The organism is Salirhabdus euzebyi (genome assembly GCF_014207435.1).
In the GTDB taxonomy this organism is placed as follows: domain Bacteria; phylum Bacillota; class Bacilli; order Bacillales; family Alkalibacillaceae; genus Salirhabdus; species Salirhabdus euzebyi.
Window position 1 is genome coordinate 49,980 of the sequence record NZ_JACHGH010000012.1, and the last position, 19,438, is coordinate 69,417.

Below are 19,438 nucleotides of genomic sequence, written 5' to 3' on the forward strand. Positions count from 1 at the left end.
TAAACCTAAGCGTAATTATTATATCACCTGCCTAGCTCTACATGCATAAATTATTAGCACCAGATTAGGGGTGATGTAATGAGGAAGCTGTTTTTTATAGACCTGTCGTTACTTTGCTTATTAGTATTAATGGTCATCTTGCATATGTATCATGTAATAACGGACATTGTTGTTGCTATGTTTGTTATTCCAACGCTTGTTTACTTTGTTGTGTTTCATGATCCTCTTATAAGAAAACAACAGAAAAGGACTAAAGAAATAGAAGGGGAAACCAAAATAAATTAACGCACCTACTGAATGAACTGCCCCCTGTCAAGTAGACAGTGGAAATAATAAAAATGATTTAAGCGGCTTTAGCTCTATATTCCATAGGGCTAAGGCCGTTTAATCGTTTTTGGTATCTTTCATGATTATAAAAATGGATGTACTCATCTATCGCAGTAGTAAGTTCCTCAAATGTCTTATATTTATGTAAATAATACTTCTCACATTTCAATGTCCCAAAAAAAGACTCCATTGGTCCATTATCAATACACCGACCAACTCGTGACATGCTTTGTGTCATCTCTGCCGCATCTATCCTGCATTTGAACCCTTTAGAGGTGTATTGGAATCCACGGTCACTATGGATAAGAGGGTGGTCTCCATTCAATAGTACAGTAGCTTGATCAATTGTCTTGAATACTAGTTGATTATTATTAGAGTGTCCTAGAACATAACTTATAATGGATCCGTCATAAAGATCACGAATCGCACTTAAATAGGCCTTTTTTGATTGGCCATACTTAAATTCTGTAACGTCCGTTACCCATTTTTTATTTGGTTTTTCGGCTGTAAATTCACGATTTAATATATTGTCTGCCACATGTTGAGGTGTAGAGTGTTTATATTGTTTCTTCTTGACACGAATGACAGAGCGTAATCCTGCCACTTTCATCAAACGATAAATTCTTTTATGATTAAGCTTCTCCTCGAACTTTCTATTCATGTGAAGGGTCATTTGACGATAACCAAAAATGCCATCAACTTTTTCATAGAGAGTTTTCATCTCGTTGATGATTTCTTTATTCAGTATTTCCCTGGATGTAGGAGTACGATTTATCCACTTATAATATGCAGATCGTGCAATACCGGCAATTTCACAAAGTAAACTAATGCTTAAATTCTCTTTTTCATGAAGCTCCTGAATAGCGATATACTTATCTTCAAATCGGATTTGGCTTATTTTCGCCTCCTTTCGATCTCCTCTAACTTTTTTAAGAATAAATTCTCCGCACGTAACCGTTCATTTTCTCTTTCTAACCTTTTCATTTGAAGATTGATTTTCTCTTCTGGCGTTAGTTTAGCTTCTTCTTTCTTATGACCACGTTTATCTTTCAGCGATTCATTTCCGCCAACTTCATACTTCTTAACCCATTGATAGACTTGTTGGTAAGAAACATGATAAGTATTAGCTGCTTCTTGATAATCTTTTCCGTTCCCCAAGCAATCAAGTACAATTTGTATTCGTTCTTCCCAAGTCGTTTTTCTTCCTTTAGTCATAGAGCTCGTCCTTTCTTTTGACGTATCCTTTAAATCTCTATGACTATTATACTTCTTTATCCAACCTCTGAGGACAGAAGCATCCGATATTTCATACAATCTAGCAACCTCACGTATAGAATAATTCCCAGACAGACAGTCCCTAATAGCAGCTAGCTTCAATTCCTTAGAATACTTTTTCCAAGTTGAAGACTCTTTTAGACCTTCCAAACCATACTTATCGTACTTGTGTTTCCAGGCTAAAATCGTAGAATGGTTCACGTTATATTTTGATTCAAGTTCATATGATGAATAATGCTCATCTAATGCCTTTAATATCTCGTATTTCTCTTCTACAGAGTAAGATCTTTTGGACATAACAAATGCTCCCCCATAAACAGCCAGATTTTTATTTTTTAATCTGTCTACCTAAAGGGGAGCATATCAGAAAGTAGGTGCGTTTTTCATCAAGAGATTTTTAATTGTTCGTTTGATAATTTAGGAGCAGGTCTGACAGGTAATAACGTGCCAAATAGAGCAATGAGACCACATAACATAAACATTGGTGTTAATCCTAATACTGCAATTCCAGATAATGTAGAAAAGATCAGTATGTCGCAAACAGAATCCACAATTGATAATAAGGATATCGTTGTAGCTCTTACATTCGACGGGATATATTCATTCGAAAGCTGCGAATATATAGGATAACGAATAGCGTTAACGAATCGTAATACGAATAATACAAACAGAACAATAATTAAGCTACTTCCAAATAGTCCAGCAACAAACAGGCATGCTGCAGATATAAAGCCAGATAGGACTAAAAGCTTTTTACGAGAAAGCTTTGATGTTAAAAAAACAATATTTCGTGATGCAAAATAGCTAATAGAAGCTCCCACTGCATATACTACTCCGATCAAATAAACCGGTAGACTTGCATCAACGAGTAGTTTTTGATCAAACTGTTCAAAAACGGCTACAGCTGGAATAAAAACCAATGAGATATTTAAAAACATCCATAGTACTTGTGGTGCTTTTTTAATTGCGAGTAAGCCTTCTCCAATTTGCTTAAATGGATTTTCACGGTAGTTTCCATGTGAGGCTGGATTTCGTATAAAGGATACGAGAATCATTTGAACAGCTTGAAATCCAGATCCGAGCATGATTAATAAAGTAAATTGCGTATTGGTCAAATCTTTTGCTAGGATAGCCCCTAAAATAACTACAAATATCATTACAATGAAGCCTGCAGATTGAATAATCCCCATTGCTTGATCCATTTTACTTTCTTCTTTTGATTCTTTAAGGGACTCATAAATTAATGCTTCATCAGCGCCACTAAAAAAGGTGGCAGCAAAACCACTTAAAAAACTGCTGATGAAAAATACCCAAGGCTCAAATGCCCAAAGAAGGATAAAGTGACTACCAAAACTTAAAAAAGACCCAATCAAAAATGACCGTTTTGCACCATATCGGTCAGCAAACATTCCTGTAGGTACTTCCCCTATTAATACACCAGTACTCCAAACTAACATTACCAGTAATATTAGTGATTCATCCAGTCCACGAGCAAAATAAAATAGTGCAAGAACTGGCTGTAGAAATTTTACATTTCCAAATAAATTGGCCCAAAATAATAAACGAATATTATGTGCTGCTAATGTATTCTTCTTCAAATATATTTCTCCCCATGATGGCGTTTTACCCCATCACCGCGAGTGGGGACAGTCCCCATTTACGTTAACGTGACAAGGTAAGTCCATATTGTAATTTGTTATTTGATTTTAGTTGAATTTCATTTTTAGTTATTTTAAGCATCGTAAAGCACTCCTCATTTTCATCATTTTATTACATTCTTTCTAACTATAATCCAGGGATCCCTTGATGTCTATCTGCAATAGTCTAACTTCCCCTCCGTCTGGAGACTGATTTTTTTAAAAAAGAAAACACAGTTGCAATTCTAAAAGAAATTAGAAAGGAACTGTGTGTTTTAACCCTTATTGTGAAGCAGCTTTTTTTGTTTTTGTACGTGTTTTCTTGATAGGTGCTTTTTTTGGCTTTGTAACTTTTTTGGATCGATCTAGTGAGGCTTGGAGTGCCTCCATCAAATCCGTAACGTTATCCGGTTTTGGTTTTTCCGTCGCCGTTGTAACTTGATCGTTTTGTTTCTTCTCTTCTATTAAATCAAGTAGTGCAGTACGATATTCATCGGTATATTTTTCAGGATCAAATTCAGTTGTTAGTTGTTCAATTAACATTTTTGCAGTATCTAACTCTTTCTCGACAATGTTATCTTCAGCCGGAACGTTAGGAACATTTTGTACACTTCTTACCTCATCAGGGAAATGAATAGTTTCCATGATTAATGTGTTCTCATAAACGCGAACAATGGCTAATTGTTCCTTAGAACGGATCATCATTTTGGCAATACCAATCTTTCCAGTATCCTGTAAGGCTCTTCTTAATAAAGCGTAGGCTTTTCCTCCACCTTCATTCGGTGATAAGTAATAACTTTTCTCAAAATAGATAGGATCGATTTCCTCTAGCTTAACAAAATCAACAATTTCAACAGATTTATCCGCCTGTTCTTTTTGTAGTTTTTCTAATTCTTCTTCATCTAGCACGACAAATTTATTTTTTGCATACTCGTATGCTTTCACTATATCTTCATTTTTTACTTCTTTTTCACAAACAGGACAAGTCTTTTCATACTGAATGGGTGATTGACATTCTTTGTGCAGTTGACGTAGTTTAATGTCTTTATTTTCAGTTGCCGTATGCAATTTCACAGGAATATTTACAAGCCCGAAGCTAATTGTACCTTTCCACATTGTGTGCATATTGATTTCACTCCTTTTATTTTAGTTTTTGCCGTAGCTAAAAGAATTATGAATCATTCATAGTTCTACGTCTTTTTTCAAACAATAAAGGTAATCTTAATGCGGTTTTAATAAAAAGGGGAGGAGGAAGATGGATGTGGAAACCTATGTTACCAATGTTATCTGAGAAAATACCTGAACAAAATTCATGGGTGTTTGAAGTGAAATATGATGGTTTTAGAAGTCTTTTATCTATAACGGAAAGTAAAGTTCAACTAATTTCGAGAAACGGGAAAGACTTAAGCGAAAATTTCCCTGAAATTATTGGGTTTTGTGAGGAATATAGAAATTTGTTAAGGCCTGAATTACCTATTCATCTAGACGGAGAGTTAGTTATATTAAATTCCCCTTTGCAGGCAAATTTTTCTCTCCTTCAACAAAGAGGGCGTTTAAAAAATTTAACAAAGATTAAAGAACATGCGAGTAAAAGGCCTGCTACTTTTTTAGCATTTGACCTTATAAGATGGAAAAACAATGGGTTAGAAAACCAACCCTATGAAAAGAGGAAAGATGATTTAGCTCAATTATTTTCCAAGCTTGGTTGGCCAGTTGATGTCTCCCTTTCAAGTAGGATAGGGGGAATAAAATATTATGACAAATTTGCCCCTGTATGGGATCAGCTTCAGTTGGAATACGGGGAAGGGTTAATTGCAAAAAGAAAAAAAACATTATATGAACAAGGAAAACGAGTGGATTATTGGCTGAAATTAAAAAATTGGCGTAAAGTGAACGGGTTAATTACTGGATTCGATCCGAATAATGCTTATTTTGAAGCGGCTGTCTATGATAGGGATCAGTTAGTGAACATAGGTCTATTTAAGCACGGATTTGAAGAGAGTGAATTTGAAACGTTAAGAAGCTTAATCTATGAAAAAGGGGAAAAAACGAAAGATGGGAAATACATTGTCTCGCCACAAATTAGTGTTCAAATAAACTGTCTACAAGCTGAAGACGGACAACTTAGAGAACCGATGTTTGATTGCTTTCGATTTGACTTACCACCTGAAGAAATAACGTATAAGAAATTAATAAAGGACATTGCCATGCTACCACAAAGCGTGGATATTACCAATCCAGATAAACCGTTATGGCCACAGCCAGATTTTTCTAAACAAGATTTGCTAATTTTTTTGCGTAAAGTTAGTCCTTATATGCTTCCCCATATACTTGATAAAAGATTGACGCTCATTCGTTATCCGCATGGGGTAACAGATCAATCTTTTTACCAAAAACATCGACCAGATTATGCACCTGATTATGTTGGTAAAGCGGTGGAAAATGGAGAAGAATTTATATTGTGTAATACGATGGAAGCTCTTATTTGGCTAGGGAATCAAGCGGCTATTGAATACCATATGCCTTTCCAAAGGGAAAATAAAACTTATCCAGACGAAATAGTTTTTGATTTAGACCCACCGTCTAGGCAGGAATTTCCTTTAGCTATTGAAGCGGCTAAGTTGTTAAAAAATATTTGTGATCACCTAGAATTAACTAGTTACGTTAAGACTTCAGGAAATAAGGGGCTACAAGTTCATATACCCTTACCTGAAAATAGTTTATCTTATGATGAAACAAGAAAATTCACAGAGGCAGTTGCTTTCCTTTTAGTGAATCATGAACCAACACTTTTTACAATTGAGCGTTTAAAGAAAAATAGGGGTAATAAATTATATGTAGACTATATTCAACATGCCGAAGGAAAAACAATTGTAGCCCCATTTTCTCCTCGTGCCACAGAAAGTGGGTCGGTTTCTACTCCTCTTTTTTGGTCAGAAGTAAAAGAAAACCTGAATCCTATGGAATTTACCATTCAATCAGTACCGGAAAGAATAGAATTATACGGAAACCCATTAGGGGATTACTTTGAAAAAAAAGAAAAACAAAACCTTACAAAACTTAAGCAACTAATTGACAATGAGTAAAGATATATAGGTTAGGAAAAACTAAAGTGTGTTCTCTCTTTTATGAATTTTCCTCATTTATACGGAGGTGGAAGACTTGTCAAATCAACATTTCGATATAAAGGCTGCAGAAGAACTAATAAATCCGGCTAGAAGGAAAAAAGTGCAACCTGAGATGGTTGTGGAATTATTGGCGTTGTCAGGAAATGAAAAAATCATTGATCTTGGTGCGGGAAATGGTTTTTTTACTTTACCAATAGCAGAATCAACGATGGAAAGAGTAGTTGCTGTAGATATCCAAGATGAAATGTTAGGTATGCTGGATGATCGTGCCAAAGAACAAAACATAAAAAATATTGATCGTATGAAAAGTAGAGTCGAGTCACTTACTTTTCCTGATGGGCAATTTCAACGAGCAGTCGCAGCATTTGTTCTACCAGAAGTAGATGGAATAGAACGTACATTAAGAGAAATTAAACGAGTACTTTCCAATGAAGGACAATTACTTATTCTAGAATGGGAAGAATCAGAATCAGATGATGGTCCACCAATGGATCAACGTATACATTCGGAAAGGATGATGAAATACATTCAAGACGAAGGGTTTCATGCTCAATTAGGTCATTTAAGTGGGGATATTTATTATATATCAGCTGAAAAGTAAACCAGGAAGGATATTCCTGGTTTTTTTGTACTTTAAAAAAATTTAACTTTGTTAAAAGGATTAGAGTATAAGAAAAACTAGGCTTTCGCCATAAGGGCTTGGCGACAAGCCAAGTTTTTCTAATGTATTAAGATCAATGGAAATAGACAGCTAATGTAATAACAAGGATAAGAGTGTTTTGACAGGGGAAAAACTTTTGAAAGAAAACATTTCACACTTCCGAAAATTTGGATATAATAAATTTACTAAGAAGAAGGAGCGTGATGTATATGAGTATTGTGAATTTGTTACTAGGCCAAGTTTGTGTTGAGGGTATTAAGGGGGACAAATTTAATCAATAATCGTCCTCCTACATTTTAAGGAGGAAACAAATTGAATTCTTATTCTTTAAAGCAATTAGGTTTACAAACTATTGTAGAAGAACAGTATAAACAAGAGTCTTTAAAAATTGGACGTGTGGCAACATCAGCAAATGAAAGATATAAAATACTTTCTCCAGAAGGTGAATTCCAGGCAACCATTTTAGGAAAGATACGATTCTTAGCTGAAAGTGCCAGAGATTTACCTTGTGTTGGGGACTGGGTTTTATATCAAAAAATGGATGGAGACAGCCAAGCTGTGATTCATCAGGTTTTGGACAGAAGTAGTCTATTATCAAGAAAAGCTCCTGGTGATAAAAAAGAAGAGCAAATAATGGCTGCGAATGTTGACTTTGTTTTCTTAGTCAATGCATTAAATAATGATTTTAACATACGAAGAATGGAGCGATATCTATACCTGGTGTATGAGAGTGGTGCATTACCGATCTTCGTTTTAACAAAAAAAGATTTGTGCGATGATGTTGAGGACAAAATTCGTGCTATTCAGGATATAGCTCCTGGAACACCAGTCATAGCTGTTGACTCCTTGTCTGGTGAAGGTTATGAGGAGTTGTATTCATTTATAAAAGAAGGAAAAACAGTATCATTAATTGGCTCTTCAGGTGTAGGCAAGTCAACAGTTATAAATAGATTGTTTGGAAAAGAGATGCAAAAAACAAAAGATATTCGAGCTAGTGATCACAAAGGAAAGCACACTACTACTCACAGGGAACTTTTTGTTTTACCAAAAGGTGGTGTCATCATTGATACACCTGGAATGAGAGAAATTCAACTATGGGGAACAGAGGAAAGTGTTCATCAAGCATTTGATGATATTGAAGCACTCGCAGCTCAATGTCGATTTATCGATTGCAAACACGAAACCGAGCCTCATTGTGCTGTGAAAGATGCCATTCATAAAGGGAAATTAGATGTTGAAAGGTTAGAAAGTTTTCGCAAATTGGAACGAGAAGTGAGGCATTTAGAATTAAAAGAGAAATATGGAACCCACCGGGCATCTAAAATGCAGTGGGAAGAATTTAGGAAAAAGCTTTAAATGGAATGGCCGACTATTTTGTCGGCCATTCCATTTAATCCCCAAACGTTTCGCATAATAAACGCTCGTTTTTTAGAATAAGGCACACATATTAATAAAAATATCGTAGTCACATTGATTGGGGTGAAGCAAGATGAAGATACGAAAATGTTCTCAGGATGATTTACCAAAAATTAGAAGCATTATGAATCATTATATTAACCATTCTACAACAATCTTTGACCTTGAACCGAAAACAGAGGAAGATTTGAATACATGGTATTCCAATTATAAAAATACAGTTTATCCACTTATCGTTGCAGAAGTAGAGGGAGAAGTTGTAGGATACGCATATTTGTCTCCTTATCGGCCTAAGGCAGCTTATAGCAAGACAGTGGAACTCTCGGTTTATACGTCTCCTGATTATCAAGGGAAGGGTTTAGGGAGCAAATTAATGAAAGCTATTTTGCAAGAAGGAATGGAGCAAGAATTTCATACAGTACTTTCCTTTATAACAACTGAAAATCAGAATAGCATTGCTTTTCATGAAAAATTTGGATTCGAGTTTGTTGGAAACTTAAAACAAGTTGGCTATAAAATGGATAAATGGTTAGATGTTAATATATACCAGCTTATATTGGGTGAAAATTGAAGGAAATCCATCCTAAATGGATTTCCTTTCTTCGTTTTATGCAGCCTCGTTTTTTTGGAGGTTTTTTACTAGGAGGAATCGAATGATAAATCCCACTGCTAAACCTGGAATAAGGCATAGAATAGGAAGCCATACTGGACCTAGTAGTACACCGAAAATTAACCATGTGTCAGAATACATTAAACCTACTGTAACAAAGTAAGCACTAACAGCGAAAGGTAAAAACATGTATGGTGAGGGATGTTCTTCTTCGGCAACTTTATAAGCATCCCATATGGCAAACATATAGAGACAAGGATAAAACATTAAGTATTGATAATTGGTTACAGCTATTGCCATATCTATTTGTCCTAAGAAACTATAACGGATAGCAAGGTTAAAATTACTGAAAATATTCAATAAAATTTCCATAAATATAAATATAAATCCCACTAAATACCTTTTTTGTAAAAGCTGTGAAAATCCAGGCAGCGCGACATTCCAGAGAATCGCTTCTATTTTCTTTTCTACTCTCACATGATATCACTACTTTATCTTTTTATTTCAGGCTATTGACTTTCCTTATAGGTTTAAAATTTCCTTATTTCTGTAAATTATAAGTTGTTATTACAATATAATTATTCCTTGAAGTTAGTAGCTTACTTTTTGTATCCCCCTATATATATTATTAAAAGTAAAATCGATGAAAAAAACCTATGTCTCCATTTAAGGATGATATAGGTTATAAGCAGGTAATTCCATATTCAGTTGGTGCTGGCTGTTTCTTCAAGAATGCTGTTCTCTGATTTTGGTAATGAAATATGAAAGCAAGTACCTTCATTTATTTTACTTTTTATCCTTATTTTTCCATTCATTTTTTCTAAAATGTTATATGTAACGAGCATTCCTAAACCCGTTCCATTTTCACCTTTTGTAGAAAAATAAGGTTGGCCTATTTTGGCAACTTGTTCCTTTGACATCCCATGACCTGTATCACAAATGGAAAGAATAATATGATGTTCTTCTTCTAATTGAAGTGTAAGGATGCCACCTTCAGACATTGCTTCAATTCCGTTTTTCATAATATTGATTAAAGCTTGCTGAAAATGCTGTGCGTTGCCTTCTGTATATAAATGGTTAGGAATATTATTAGCAGAAATGTTTACTTTATTTTTTCTAGCTAATGGTTGTAATAGTTCTACAGCAGTTAACACTTCCTTTTTCAATTGTATCATTCCCAGATCATTTTTATGTGGCTTAGCAAATGTTAAATATTCTCTAATAATATTTTCAGCCTTGTCAATTTCGCTAAATATTGTCATATAGTATTGCACTTTCTTTTGATCTTTTTCATTCATAAACATTAATTGCAGAAAACCTTTAATAGAAGTGAGGGGATTTCTTACTTCATGGGCAATACTAGCAGCGAAATGGGATACCATAACTGATTTTTCAAAATCGACTAATTTCTCTTTAAGTAAGATATTTCTTTGGATGATTTCTATGAGATAGATGGATAAAACAATACCAAAAGTAATGATAATCGAATTGATAATCCACTGTATAGTTGTGAAAGTTGCTGCATTAAATACTTGTATGGATATAAATGTACTAATTGGAACGATATGAATTAATAAAAGTCCGTAAACAATTTTTCCTCGTAAGCTAACAAGCAAAAACTTTTTAGATAGAAATGAACCGATAATTGTAATGAAACAACTACTAATAAGCGTTAAAAAGAATCCAAAACCCCCAAAAGAAAAACGATATAAGAGGACAACAAAGAACAATCCAAAACCTACACTAGGACCTCCATATAGAGTTCCTAATAACAGAGGGATATATCGCAAGTCAAATAGGTAACCATTTGGCAATTGTATTGCAAATGTCATACAGAGTAAAATAGAAACAGAAGCAGAAATAAAGATAGACAATTTGTACTGGTATTTAGAGTAAAGAGAGTTTAGTTTTAAATTATGTATAAACAAAATGATTAAATGACTAATAAAAATAAATAACAGGTTTACTAGCAATGCTTTTATTTCCAAGTCTTCCACTGCGTAACCCCTTTCCTAAAAATTTCCCCTAATGCTTTCTAGATTAATTTTCGGCAAAAAATTTTATTTTCCTACTAAAAAATAGTATAAATACCAAATAATTGTATTTAACTACAATTTACATAATGTAAAATAATCGTATAAGTATTTTTACATTTATTCAAATTTTGCGTTTAAATACTTTTAAATCGGGAAATGTTTAAAAAGGAAATATCATAAGAACTAAATAATTTACTTGAAAAATCAGTCTAAAGGATGAGATATTATCCTACTCTTTATGGTTCCTAACGATCTTTAAAATCAGTACTATAATACTTGTAATGAATTAATGTTATATGATGTCCCTTAATTCTCATAAACATGACCATTTTGTTTTCACCCATTACCTGCTTAGACCACAGGTAATGGGTATTTTTTTTCCATATTTTCGTCATTTAGGAAGGGGTCATCATGCATAAGGAAGGGAATAAAAAAGAAAATTAAAAGGGTGAGTAAAAGAAGTTATCATAGTTGAGGAGTGTACGGAAATGCATAAGCAGCGAGGCGCTTTATTTGCATTAGCATCAATACCACTTTTAATGACTTTAGGTAATTCAATGTTTATCCCTGTTTTACCAATTTTAGAAAAAGAGCTTGATATTAGTGCATTTCAATCAAGCATGATCATTACGGTTTATTCCGTTATTGCTATCCCTCTAATACCAATAGCAGGTTATTTATCCGATAAAATAGGTAGAAAAAAGGTAATGATTCCAAGTTTAATCATTACGGGAATCGGTGGGGCTATATCCGCGTTTGCTGCTTGGAAATTAGATAATCCATATATGATTATTTTGGTAGGGCGGCTACTACAAGGAATAGGTGCAGCAGGTGCCTTTCCAGTAGTCATTCCGACAGTGGGCGATTTATTTAAAGAAGAGGAAAAAGTAAGTCAAGGCTTAGGAATTATAGAAACGTCTAATACTTTTGGTAAAGTTTTAAGTCCCATATTAGGTGCATTATTGGCAATTATTATATGGTTTGCGCCTTTTGTATCTGTTCCCATTTTGTCCTTAATCGCAATTGGACTACTTTTCTTTTTGGTTAAGCCACCTAAAAATGAGGAGCCTAAGCATTCCACATTTAAGCAGTTTCTTAAGACGATTAAAAAGGTATTTAAACAGAATGGTCGATGGCTTACTACAACTTTCTTTATAGGTTGTTTAAATATGTTTGTCCTCTTCGGTTTTTTATTTCATTTGTCGTCGATTTTGGAGGATGAATACAATATGAAAGGGGTTATGAAAGGTTTCATTTTAGCAATTCCTCTTTTGTTTTTAAGTATTGCATCTTTCATTACTGGTAAAAAAGTTGGGGAAAGTAAACCAATTATGAAATGTCTTATCTTTATCGGAAATGTAAGTTCTGCAGTTTCCTTATTTTTTATAAAGATGGACATGACCTTATTTATGATGCTTCTTCTCTTAACATTTGCTGGAATTGGAATTGGAATTTCCTTACCATGCTTAGATGCATTAATTACGGAAGGGATTAAAAAGGATATAAGAGGTAGCGTGACATCGTTATACAGTAGCATGCGATTTGTAGGGGTAGCAGCAGGACCACCTATAGCTGCCATATTAATGAAGTCATTTCCAGCGTTTTTATATATAGGATTTGCTGGATTGAGTCTTGTTGCTGCTATTATTACCTTTTTATTCATTAAGCCTGATTCAGAAACACAAGACAATATTTTAGCTGTGAATCGAGGGTAAAGGGACTAATGAAAAGTTAGTCCCTTCCTTATTTTAGCTTACAATATCCCTATCTTTTTTAAAGGCATCACGTAGCCCAGCTTCTTCTCCTCTTGCAATTCTGACAAAGTTTTCATTATGTTTTACGATAGCTAATAATGTCAAAAATGTTGCAACTAAGATAACTTGGTATCCATAACCTTCCATCCAAGCGAAAATATCGAAGAACGCATACAAAGCCATTGCACCAATAACGATATAATTAGTTAATATAGTTAATAAAACAAATAGCAGTAATCCAATTAAAGCCCATTTCCAATCAAGAACAAAAAATAATCCTATCATAGAAGCAGTTCCTTTCCCGCCATTAAAGTTCATATAGAAAGGGAAATTGTGCCCTATTATTACGAAAGCCCCCGTTAAAAAATAAAGAAAAATCAGTGCGTCAAAAGCAATGTTTTGATGGAAAAGAAGAGAGATAATTATAACGGCTATAACTGGTTTTAAAATATCAATTAAAGCTACAATAATGCCAAATTTCCACCCGAAATGGATGGTAACATTGGAGGCACCAGCATTACCTGTACCAATTGTTTTTATGTCTGATTTTTTTATATATTTTCCAATGAAATAAGAAGGTTGTATACAACCAAATGCATAGCCAATTAAGGCAGCCAATAAAGGATATATCATATTCTCTCCCCCTATAATAAGAGATAACCATATCCTAATCTTTGATTAATTATGTAGAAAAATCAACCCCTATTTTTTAGGAATTAAAAGTTGAAAGTTTAGCGAAAAAGGATATAATCTTAACTGTGATTAATAAAATGTGTCGAACATCTAATGAAGAGCTTGGGAGGTAACAGTTTTGCGCAAATATGTAGTTATGACTTTATTTATCGTTTTTATATTTTTGATATACATGTATTTTTCTAATAGTCAGGAAAATTACAAAGCTATGGAATATGACAAAATAGAGGATGCTGTTGAGAAGCTATCCTTTGAAGCAATGACCCCTACATTTGTTCCAAATAATGTAGAAAAGGTAAAGGCCTATATTCATGTTTATAATAACATTCAAACCCTATTTGAAATTCAGTATCAAAATGAAAATAATGAACAGGTATTTTGGTTATATGCTTCAGAAAGTGAAGAGCTTTATTTAAGTGAGGACGAGCAGTGGGAACGAGTAGATCTACAAGGTACAGAAGGTCATTTTACTGTCAGTCTAGAAACAAACACGTCCAAGCTTTTATGGTTAATGAATGGAATCGAATATTCCGTTCAAAGCAAAATATTAGGCAAAGAGGAGCTAATAAAAATAGCTCAATCTATTCAATAGTAAAGCTCCATACCATGAAATGGTATGGAGCTTTTATTATTTGTCAGTCAATGTTTTAATCGATGTACCTGGGAAGTAAAATTCAATTATTTCTTGATATTTTTTACCTGTTTTAGCCATTTCATTGGCTCCCCATTGACTCATTCCCACACCGTGCCCATAGCCTCTGCCTTTCATTGTGTAGAACCCATCTTTTTTCTCTAGGGAATCAATATAGTAGCTTTTAAACATGGTTCCACCTATCATCGGTCTAATTTGAGAAAGGGAGACATCTTCCAAAGATAGTTGATCAAACAAAATGATGTCACCTAATAAATTGTACATAAAATTAATTGTAATGGAACCTTTTACAGAACGCTTTCCACTAGTTTTTTCATCCCCTATTTGAAAATAGGGGATAGAAATTATTTTGTTGTTCTTGAACCCTTGATTTGTTAACCACTGTTTAATAGAAGATAATTTATCTTGATCACGCTCTTTCATTTCCAACCATTGAGCAGGGTCGAAAGATAGATCCTCCAAGTCAATTTGATTCTCATGTATAGAGAATTCCCAAGGATGACCAGGATCATAGGGGTCCGTTTTTATTGGATAATATTCCTTTCGATCCCCATTCCAAACATTGTTGTTTGATTCCGTCATTCCGCCATTGCTTGCGGAATAAAAAGCATTTATCGGTTTGTTTTTATAGGTAATTATTTGTCCTTTTGTTTGTTCCACAGCATTATTTGTTTTATCAAAAGAGGAGTAACCACCATAGACTTGAAATTTAATTGTGTCATCCATTTGTCTGTTCTCTTTTAGGTGAATGTAGGCATAAGTTCTTGCAGCTAAGCTTTGTGCCTTTAATGTTTCTATTTCCCAAGTTGGATATACTTCAAAAGGAACAACACCTTTTAAGTAATCTTCGAGGGGAAGTTGGTTTATGGGACGTATATTTTGTTCTTTTTCTACTGTGAAATACATAGCTCCCATATATGGTCTTCCATTTAAATATATTAAATGATTTTCGTTATATTTGTTGGGAATTAAGGTAAAATCCCCAGGTAATTTAAGTGTTCTGTTATTTCCGGTTAAGTACAATTCTCCTTTCTCAACAAATAGTGTGTAATTCACTCCTTTCTGTAAAGATAATGTAGGACTTAGTGTGACGTAATCTCCACTTAGCACGATGGAGATTGCTGAAGGATCTTCTATATAATTGACAAGCTTTACAGACACCATTTCTTCTGCATTTGTTTTAAAGGGAAATATAATGAAAGTTAGTATGATCGACAACAATAATTTTCTCATAGTTCTATTTTCTAAATGTTTCAACGTAGTTATTCGCCTAATTGTAAATAGAAAAACCTGGCTATTTTAAAGTGCAATAAAAAACATGGATAACTAATTGTTTTTCCATGTTTTTGCTTTCTCATCAATTTTTTTAATAAAAGCATCTTTACCCTGGATGTAGCTATCTATGTCTGTTGGGAATTGAAGTGCTAAGCGTTCTTTTAAACGACTATAATCCTTTGCTTCTACGGGGTGAGCTATCATGTATTCCTTAAAAGCAAGATGTCTTTTAATTTCGTCATTCCCTCGCTCAAACAAGTGGAGATGGTGTGTTCGGTTATTCCCACCCTTCATAAAGAACCTTCGTCCAGGTATTCCATTTTCCCCTTTTGCTTCATAGCCAATTTCTAACATACTTTGGTTGAATGAATCTATACTTTTAATATTGCCTACTTCACCTAACAAGTCGATAACTGGTTTTGCTTTTATATTTGGGATAGCTGTACTACCAATGTGGTATAGATGTATCAATTGATTTTGAAGAACTTTTTTTATTTTCTTCTTTTCTTCCTCAAACATATCAGCCCATCTAGATTGATGTGGGACGACTTCAACCTTTCTCAATATCATCTCTCCTAGCTGTAATTAAATATAATCACTGTTTTTAATAAACATTTATAAATGCTTAAACATATCACTACTTTGTAAAAAAAATCCTTTAGCCTTTATTCTGTTTTGTACGTCTCTAATATTGTATACAGAAGAATTCCACCAAATCAAAAACATGATCATGATCTTTTACTGCTAACCTATAAAGGTAGTACCCATCTCAGAATTAATCGTATTTAATATGATCTAAATAATTCATCTACATAACTATCACCTAATAGAAATGAAATAATTATTATACTATTGTAACGAAAATTTGACCTTCCCTAAAAGATATATGCAACTTGTGATAAACGGACACACCCCTTTATGCAATTTTTCATTTATTAATGATAGAAGGGGGGAGAAGAAATGGCTAATGAGAAAGCTTTACAACAAAAAATAGAAAATCTAGAACACACGATAGAAAAGTTAGAAAATAAGATGGAAGAGAAAACAAATCATAATGATGTTCGAGTTATCCTCGATGAATCTTTAAAAGCAAAAAAAATAGTTACAGAAGATGAAGTGATTATTCTTATCGATGAAAAAATTGAAGAAAATTATGTCACTTATGGGGATATGGAAAAGGTGACAAATCAAATACATTTAAACATTATAAAATGGGTTGTAGGTACTGGGCTCAGTGTATGTGCTCTCACGGTTGGCCTACTTCGAATCTTGCTATAGAGGTGTTATCAGATGATAACACCTCTATATTCATAGAACTTGTTCTATTTATTCGCTCCTCATAATATTGTGGAAGTAATAGAGCTTTTCCAATTGATGCTTTTGCAAAAAATGGACGTAATTCACATTGTTATTTCAAAATGAGGTGAGGAGTATTGTTTGATTTATTACCTGCGAATAATGAATTCGCACGATATATTATTATAATAACGTTCCTATTTTTACTATTTGTATCTTTTCGCGTGATATATTTGAACTTATCTTTGTTTAACTATTTGAAGAAACAGTTAGATACAACAGAAAGAAATCCAGAAAACAGTAGATTTTGGAAAAATTTAAAAGAACAATACGATTTGGAAAATAGAGGGAAAAATGATCACATTGATGTACAGGCGTTTGTAGAGTCCTACATGTCTAATTATACAACTTCCCAGCAGTCTAAAAGTATTTTGAGCAACATTAATCGCATCCACTCCGCTGGATCAACCGTAATTTTAATTGGTGTTTTGGGAACTTTTGTTGGTTTAATTAGTGCCTTATACGGATTAGATTTAAATGGAGAGGAAATGCAGTCATCGATACAAAACGTGTTAGACGGAATATACACTGCCTTCTATACAAGTGTATTCGGGATTGCTGCTTCCTTAATCATTACGTATGTTCATAAAAACTGGGACACCAAACACTTGTTACTACGACTAACTCTTCGTGCGGAAAATTTATTACAAACTCATGCGAAAAACACATGGGAAAGTCGCATGATTGATTCCCTCGACAGTGTTAAAATTGCTATTACAGATATGCATAGCAGTCTAGCTGAGCTTGACGATTTCTCTCAGGCAATGGAGAGTGCTTCGGGTAATATGGTTACTTTTAATGAAAAATTTGAACGCAGTGCCAATATATTGTACGAAACCTTTGAAAATATGGAGAAAGTTGGAGAAAACTTTAATCGCCGAATGGACGTATTGAATAAACAGTTTGATACCTTTGTCAATCAGATGGAAAAACAAGAAGCCTCGTTAAAGACCATTGACGAAAGAATTCGGGGGGTATCTGATCATATATCATTGTTTATTGAGAAAGCTACCAAAAATATCCACGACCTTACGGAAGAAAATAAAAATTACCTACAAGGTGTGGAGATGAAGCTAGATGACTCATTCCGTAATATGTCTGGTTTTTATACAGACAGTTTAAGACAATTAACAAAAATGGTCGATACCATGTCAGAGTTAGAGCATAAAAATGAAGCCTTCATTGCGAATGTAGGAAAAGCAACGGAAACGATGAAGGAAGTATTAAAAGACCGTACATTTGATCAGTTAGCACATGTTACAAGAAATTTCTCAGAAAATGTAATGCTGTTAGAAAACCATTTTCAGCGTTTGCAAGATCATTATGACCGCATGGAAAAGGAAAAAAAGGAATTTATGTCTTTTTACCAGCAGCAAAGGGAAGAGTTAGTTCGTATGCGCGAAGAAATACACAATCTTTCCTCTAATAATGAAGGAGTTCGAAGGCAGTTTGAAGATATTAAATTTGTGTTTGAGCAAGCGGACAAATCAAATAGGGAGCTCATCCAACAAAGCTATGAATTGACAAGGGATGTAAAAGATTCTTTAAAACAAAATTCACAAGAGCAAGCTAATCAGATGAAACAAGTGATGTATGATTTTCATAATCAAATAAATGATGCTTTCCGAAACTTGGACAATATATTAGGTAAAAATTTAGCCAATAGCATAGATAAGTTTGAACAGTATGTATCTAGTACAAATCAAGCGATAGAAAGACAATTTAATTCAGTAAATGAGTTTGTTAACAATAGTATGCAATCTTCTAATCGAGAAGTATTGAATGCAGTGGGCGATATACGGAATCGCATTGACCAGTGGGATCAACAGATGAAACAATCGGTTCGAAACAGAAGCCAAAGGGAGAATAGGGATTAATGAATTCGAAGTACGATCGTTTATTTAAGACTGGAACGAAAGAAGGGAATTTCTGGCCTGCTTTTACTGATATCTTAGCAACTATTTTACTCGTTATATTATTAATACTAATTACACTTATGTTTACGAAACAACAAGAAATAGAAGGAAAAGAAAAAGAAGTGCAAGAACAACAGGAAATTATTGACTCTTTAGTAGGCTATGAACGTGGTGTTATTGATCAGCTAGCAAAAGCGTTTCAAGAAGAAGGGGTCGATGTAGAAATTGATAAGGAATCAGGATCAATTAAATTTGATAGTGATTTACTTTTCGATTATGATCAGGCAGGATTAAAACCTGAATTTAAGCAACAGCTTCAACAAATTATACCTATTTATGCTTCTGTACTATTAAATGATGAGAATAGGGGAGCAATTGATCAAATTTTAATAGAAGGTCACACGGATTCAGATGGAACTTATATGTATAATTTAGAGCTATCACAAGACCGTGCTTTCAGTATCGTCAGTTATATATTAAGTAATGAATTTGGAGATTTCGCCAATAAGGATATTTTGAGAACAAAAATATCAGCCATAGGGAGATCGGAAAGTATTCCTATTCTTGTAGATGGTACAGAGGATAAAGATAAATCACGAAGAGTTGAATTGAAGTTTAGACTTTCCATGAATAGTGAAATGGAAAAAGTACTAACTGATTTAGATAATTAGGGAGAATGCTAAGTGTAATTCATTTACACTT

General features: G+C 33.8%; 18 protein-coding genes. 10 read left to right on the forward strand and 8 right to left on the reverse strand.

The window, feature by feature from the left end; translation table 11 throughout:
* Positions 1 to 78: 78 nt before the first annotated feature.
* Entirely contained in the window at positions 79 to 285 is a 207-nt protein-coding gene (locus HNQ94_RS16145; RefSeq protein ID WP_174497372.1) for a hypothetical protein, read from the forward strand.
* Positions 286 to 343: 58 nt separating this feature from the next.
* Here the strand turns inward: HNQ94_RS16145 and HNQ94_RS16150 are convergent.
* The 3 genes from HNQ94_RS16150 to ku form a co-directional block, all read right to left on the reverse strand.
* Positions 344 to 1,899 (reverse strand): IS3 family transposase gene (locus tag HNQ94_RS16150; RefSeq protein ID WP_174497371.1). Its coding sequence is split into 2 segments (ribosomal slippage): positions 344 to 1,260 and positions 1,260 to 1,899, totalling 1,557 coding nucleotides; the frame shifts between segments, so codons are not numbered across the junction.
* 89 nt (positions 1,900 to 1,988) lie between these two features.
* Positions 1,989 to 3,200: an MFS transporter gene (locus HNQ94_RS16155; RefSeq protein ID WP_174497370.1), complete on the reverse strand. Its 1,212-nt coding sequence runs from the start codon at positions 3,198 to 3,200 to the stop codon at positions 1,989 to 1,991.
* A gap of 321 nt (positions 3,201 to 3,521) precedes the next feature.
* Positions 3,522 to 4,364, reverse strand: a complete 843-nt coding sequence (gene ku / locus HNQ94_RS16160; protein ID WP_174497369.1) for a non-homologous end joining protein Ku — start codon at positions 4,362 to 4,364, stop codon at positions 3,522 to 3,524.
* A gap of 134 nt (positions 4,365 to 4,498) precedes the next feature.
* On the opposite strand from ku, the gene HNQ94_RS16165 reads away from it, so the two are divergent.
* The 4 genes from HNQ94_RS16165 (at position 4,499) to HNQ94_RS16180 (ending at position 9,015) form a co-directional block, all read left to right on the forward strand.
* Entirely contained in the window at positions 4,499 to 6,325 is a 1,827-nt protein-coding gene (locus HNQ94_RS16165; RefSeq protein WP_174497368.1) for a DNA ligase D, read from the forward strand.
* A gap of 76 nt (positions 6,326 to 6,401) precedes the next feature.
* Entirely contained in the window at positions 6,402 to 6,968 is a 567-nt protein-coding gene (locus HNQ94_RS16170) for a class I SAM-dependent methyltransferase (RefSeq protein WP_174497367.1), read from the forward strand.
* Positions 6,969 to 7,340: 372 nt separating this feature from the next.
* Entirely contained in the window at positions 7,341 to 8,384 is a 1,044-nt protein-coding gene (gene rsgA, locus HNQ94_RS16175) for a ribosome small subunit-dependent GTPase A (protein WP_174497366.1), read from the forward strand.
* Positions 8,385 to 8,517: 133 nt separating this feature from the next.
* Positions 8,518 to 9,015: a GNAT family N-acetyltransferase gene (locus tag HNQ94_RS16180; protein ID WP_174497365.1), complete on the forward strand. Its 498-nt coding sequence runs from the start codon at positions 8,518 to 8,520 to the stop codon at positions 9,013 to 9,015.
* 36 nt (positions 9,016 to 9,051) lie between these two features.
* Here the strand turns inward: HNQ94_RS16180 and HNQ94_RS16185 are convergent, their stop codons facing one another.
* Positions 9,052 to 9,531 carry a hypothetical protein gene (locus HNQ94_RS16185; protein WP_174497364.1) on the reverse strand — a complete coding sequence of 160 codons (480 nt, stop codon included), beginning with the start codon at positions 9,529 to 9,531 and terminating at the stop codon, positions 9,052 to 9,054.
* Positions 9,532 to 9,758: 227 nt separating this feature from the next.
* Positions 9,759 to 11,051: an ATP-binding protein gene (locus tag HNQ94_RS16190; protein ID WP_174497363.1), complete on the reverse strand. Its 1,293-nt coding sequence runs from the start codon at positions 11,049 to 11,051 to the stop codon at positions 9,759 to 9,761.
* A 527-nt stretch (positions 11,052 to 11,578) separates the two neighbouring features.
* Between HNQ94_RS16190 and bcbE the strand changes: the two genes are divergently transcribed.
* Positions 11,579 to 12,805: a bacillibactin exporter BcbE gene (bcbE, locus tag HNQ94_RS16195; protein ID WP_174497362.1), complete on the forward strand. Its 1,227-nt coding sequence runs from the start codon at positions 11,579 to 11,581 to the stop codon at positions 12,803 to 12,805.
* Between the two features lie 33 nt (positions 12,806 to 12,838).
* Here bcbE and HNQ94_RS16200 read toward each other — a convergent pair whose 3' ends face one another.
* Positions 12,839 to 13,477: a glycerol-3-phosphate acyltransferase gene (locus HNQ94_RS16200; RefSeq protein WP_174497361.1), complete on the reverse strand. Its 639-nt coding sequence runs from the start codon at positions 13,475 to 13,477 to the stop codon at positions 12,839 to 12,841.
* Positions 13,478 to 13,655: 178 nt separating this feature from the next.
* Between HNQ94_RS16200 and HNQ94_RS16205 the strand changes: the two genes are divergently transcribed.
* Positions 13,656 to 14,129 (forward strand): DUF4367 domain-containing protein, encoded by a 474-nt coding sequence (locus tag HNQ94_RS16205; RefSeq protein ID WP_174497360.1) that lies wholly within the window; start codon positions 13,656 to 13,658, stop codon positions 14,127 to 14,129.
* A 36-nt stretch (positions 14,130 to 14,165) separates the two neighbouring features.
* On the opposite strand, the gene HNQ94_RS16210 is transcribed toward HNQ94_RS16205, so the two are convergent.
* Positions 14,166 to 15,407 carry a SpoIID/LytB domain-containing protein gene (locus HNQ94_RS16210; protein ID WP_246200051.1) on the reverse strand — a complete coding sequence of 414 codons (1,242 nt, stop codon included), beginning with the start codon at positions 15,405 to 15,407 and terminating at the stop codon, positions 14,166 to 14,168.
* A gap of 108 nt (positions 15,408 to 15,515) precedes the next feature.
* Positions 15,516 to 16,034 (reverse strand): GrpB family protein, encoded by a 519-nt coding sequence (locus tag HNQ94_RS16215; RefSeq protein ID WP_174497358.1) that lies wholly within the window; start codon positions 16,032 to 16,034, stop codon positions 15,516 to 15,518.
* 390 nt (positions 16,035 to 16,424) lie between these two features.
* On the opposite strand from HNQ94_RS16215, the gene HNQ94_RS16220 reads away from it, so the two are divergent.
* The 3 genes from HNQ94_RS16220 to HNQ94_RS16230 all read left to right on the forward strand — a co-directional run bounded on the left by HNQ94_RS16220 (position 16,425) and on the right by HNQ94_RS16230 (position 19,407).
* Positions 16,425 to 16,742, forward strand: a complete 318-nt coding sequence (locus HNQ94_RS16220) for a hypothetical protein (protein WP_174497357.1) — start codon at positions 16,425 to 16,427, stop codon at positions 16,740 to 16,742.
* 155 nt (positions 16,743 to 16,897) lie between these two features.
* Positions 16,898 to 18,697, forward strand: a complete 1,800-nt coding sequence (locus HNQ94_RS16225) for a MotA/TolQ/ExbB proton channel family protein (RefSeq protein WP_174497356.1) — start codon at positions 16,898 to 16,900, stop codon at positions 18,695 to 18,697.
* Positions 18,697 to 19,407: an OmpA family protein gene (locus tag HNQ94_RS16230; protein ID WP_174497355.1), complete on the forward strand. Its 711-nt coding sequence runs from the start codon at positions 18,697 to 18,699 to the stop codon at positions 19,405 to 19,407. The genes HNQ94_RS16225 and HNQ94_RS16230 overlap by 1 nt, the downstream gene beginning before the upstream one ends.
* The last annotated feature ends 31 nt before the right edge of the window (positions 19,408 to 19,438 follow it).

Coding starts and splice junctions, on each gene's coding strand:
- HNQ94_RS16145 (WP_174497372.1), top strand. CDS start 79: ATGAGGAAGCTGTTTTTTATAGACCTGTCGTTACTTTGCTTATTAGTA.
- ku (WP_174497369.1), bottom strand. CDS start 4,364: ATGCACACAATGTGGAAAGGTACAATTAGCTTCGGGCTTGTAAATATT.
- HNQ94_RS16165 (WP_174497368.1), top strand. CDS start 4,499: ATGTGGAAACCTATGTTACCAATGTTATCTGAGAAAATACCTGAACAA.
- HNQ94_RS16180 (WP_174497365.1), top strand. CDS start 8,518: ATGAAGATACGAAAATGTTCTCAGGATGATTTACCAAAAATTAGAAGC.
- bcbE (WP_174497362.1), top strand. CDS start 11,579: ATGCATAAGCAGCGAGGCGCTTTATTTGCATTAGCATCAATACCACTT.
- HNQ94_RS16200 (WP_174497361.1), bottom strand. CDS start 13,477: ATGATATATCCTTTATTGGCTGCCTTAATTGGCTATGCATTTGGTTGT.
- HNQ94_RS16215 (WP_174497358.1), bottom strand. CDS start 16,034: ATGATATTGAGAAAGGTTGAAGTCGTCCCACATCAATCTAGATGGGCT.
- HNQ94_RS16220 (WP_174497357.1), top strand. CDS start 16,425: ATGGCTAATGAGAAAGCTTTACAACAAAAAATAGAAAATCTAGAACAC.
- HNQ94_RS16230 (WP_174497355.1), top strand. CDS start 18,697: ATGAATTCGAAGTACGATCGTTTATTTAAGACTGGAACGAAAGAAGGG.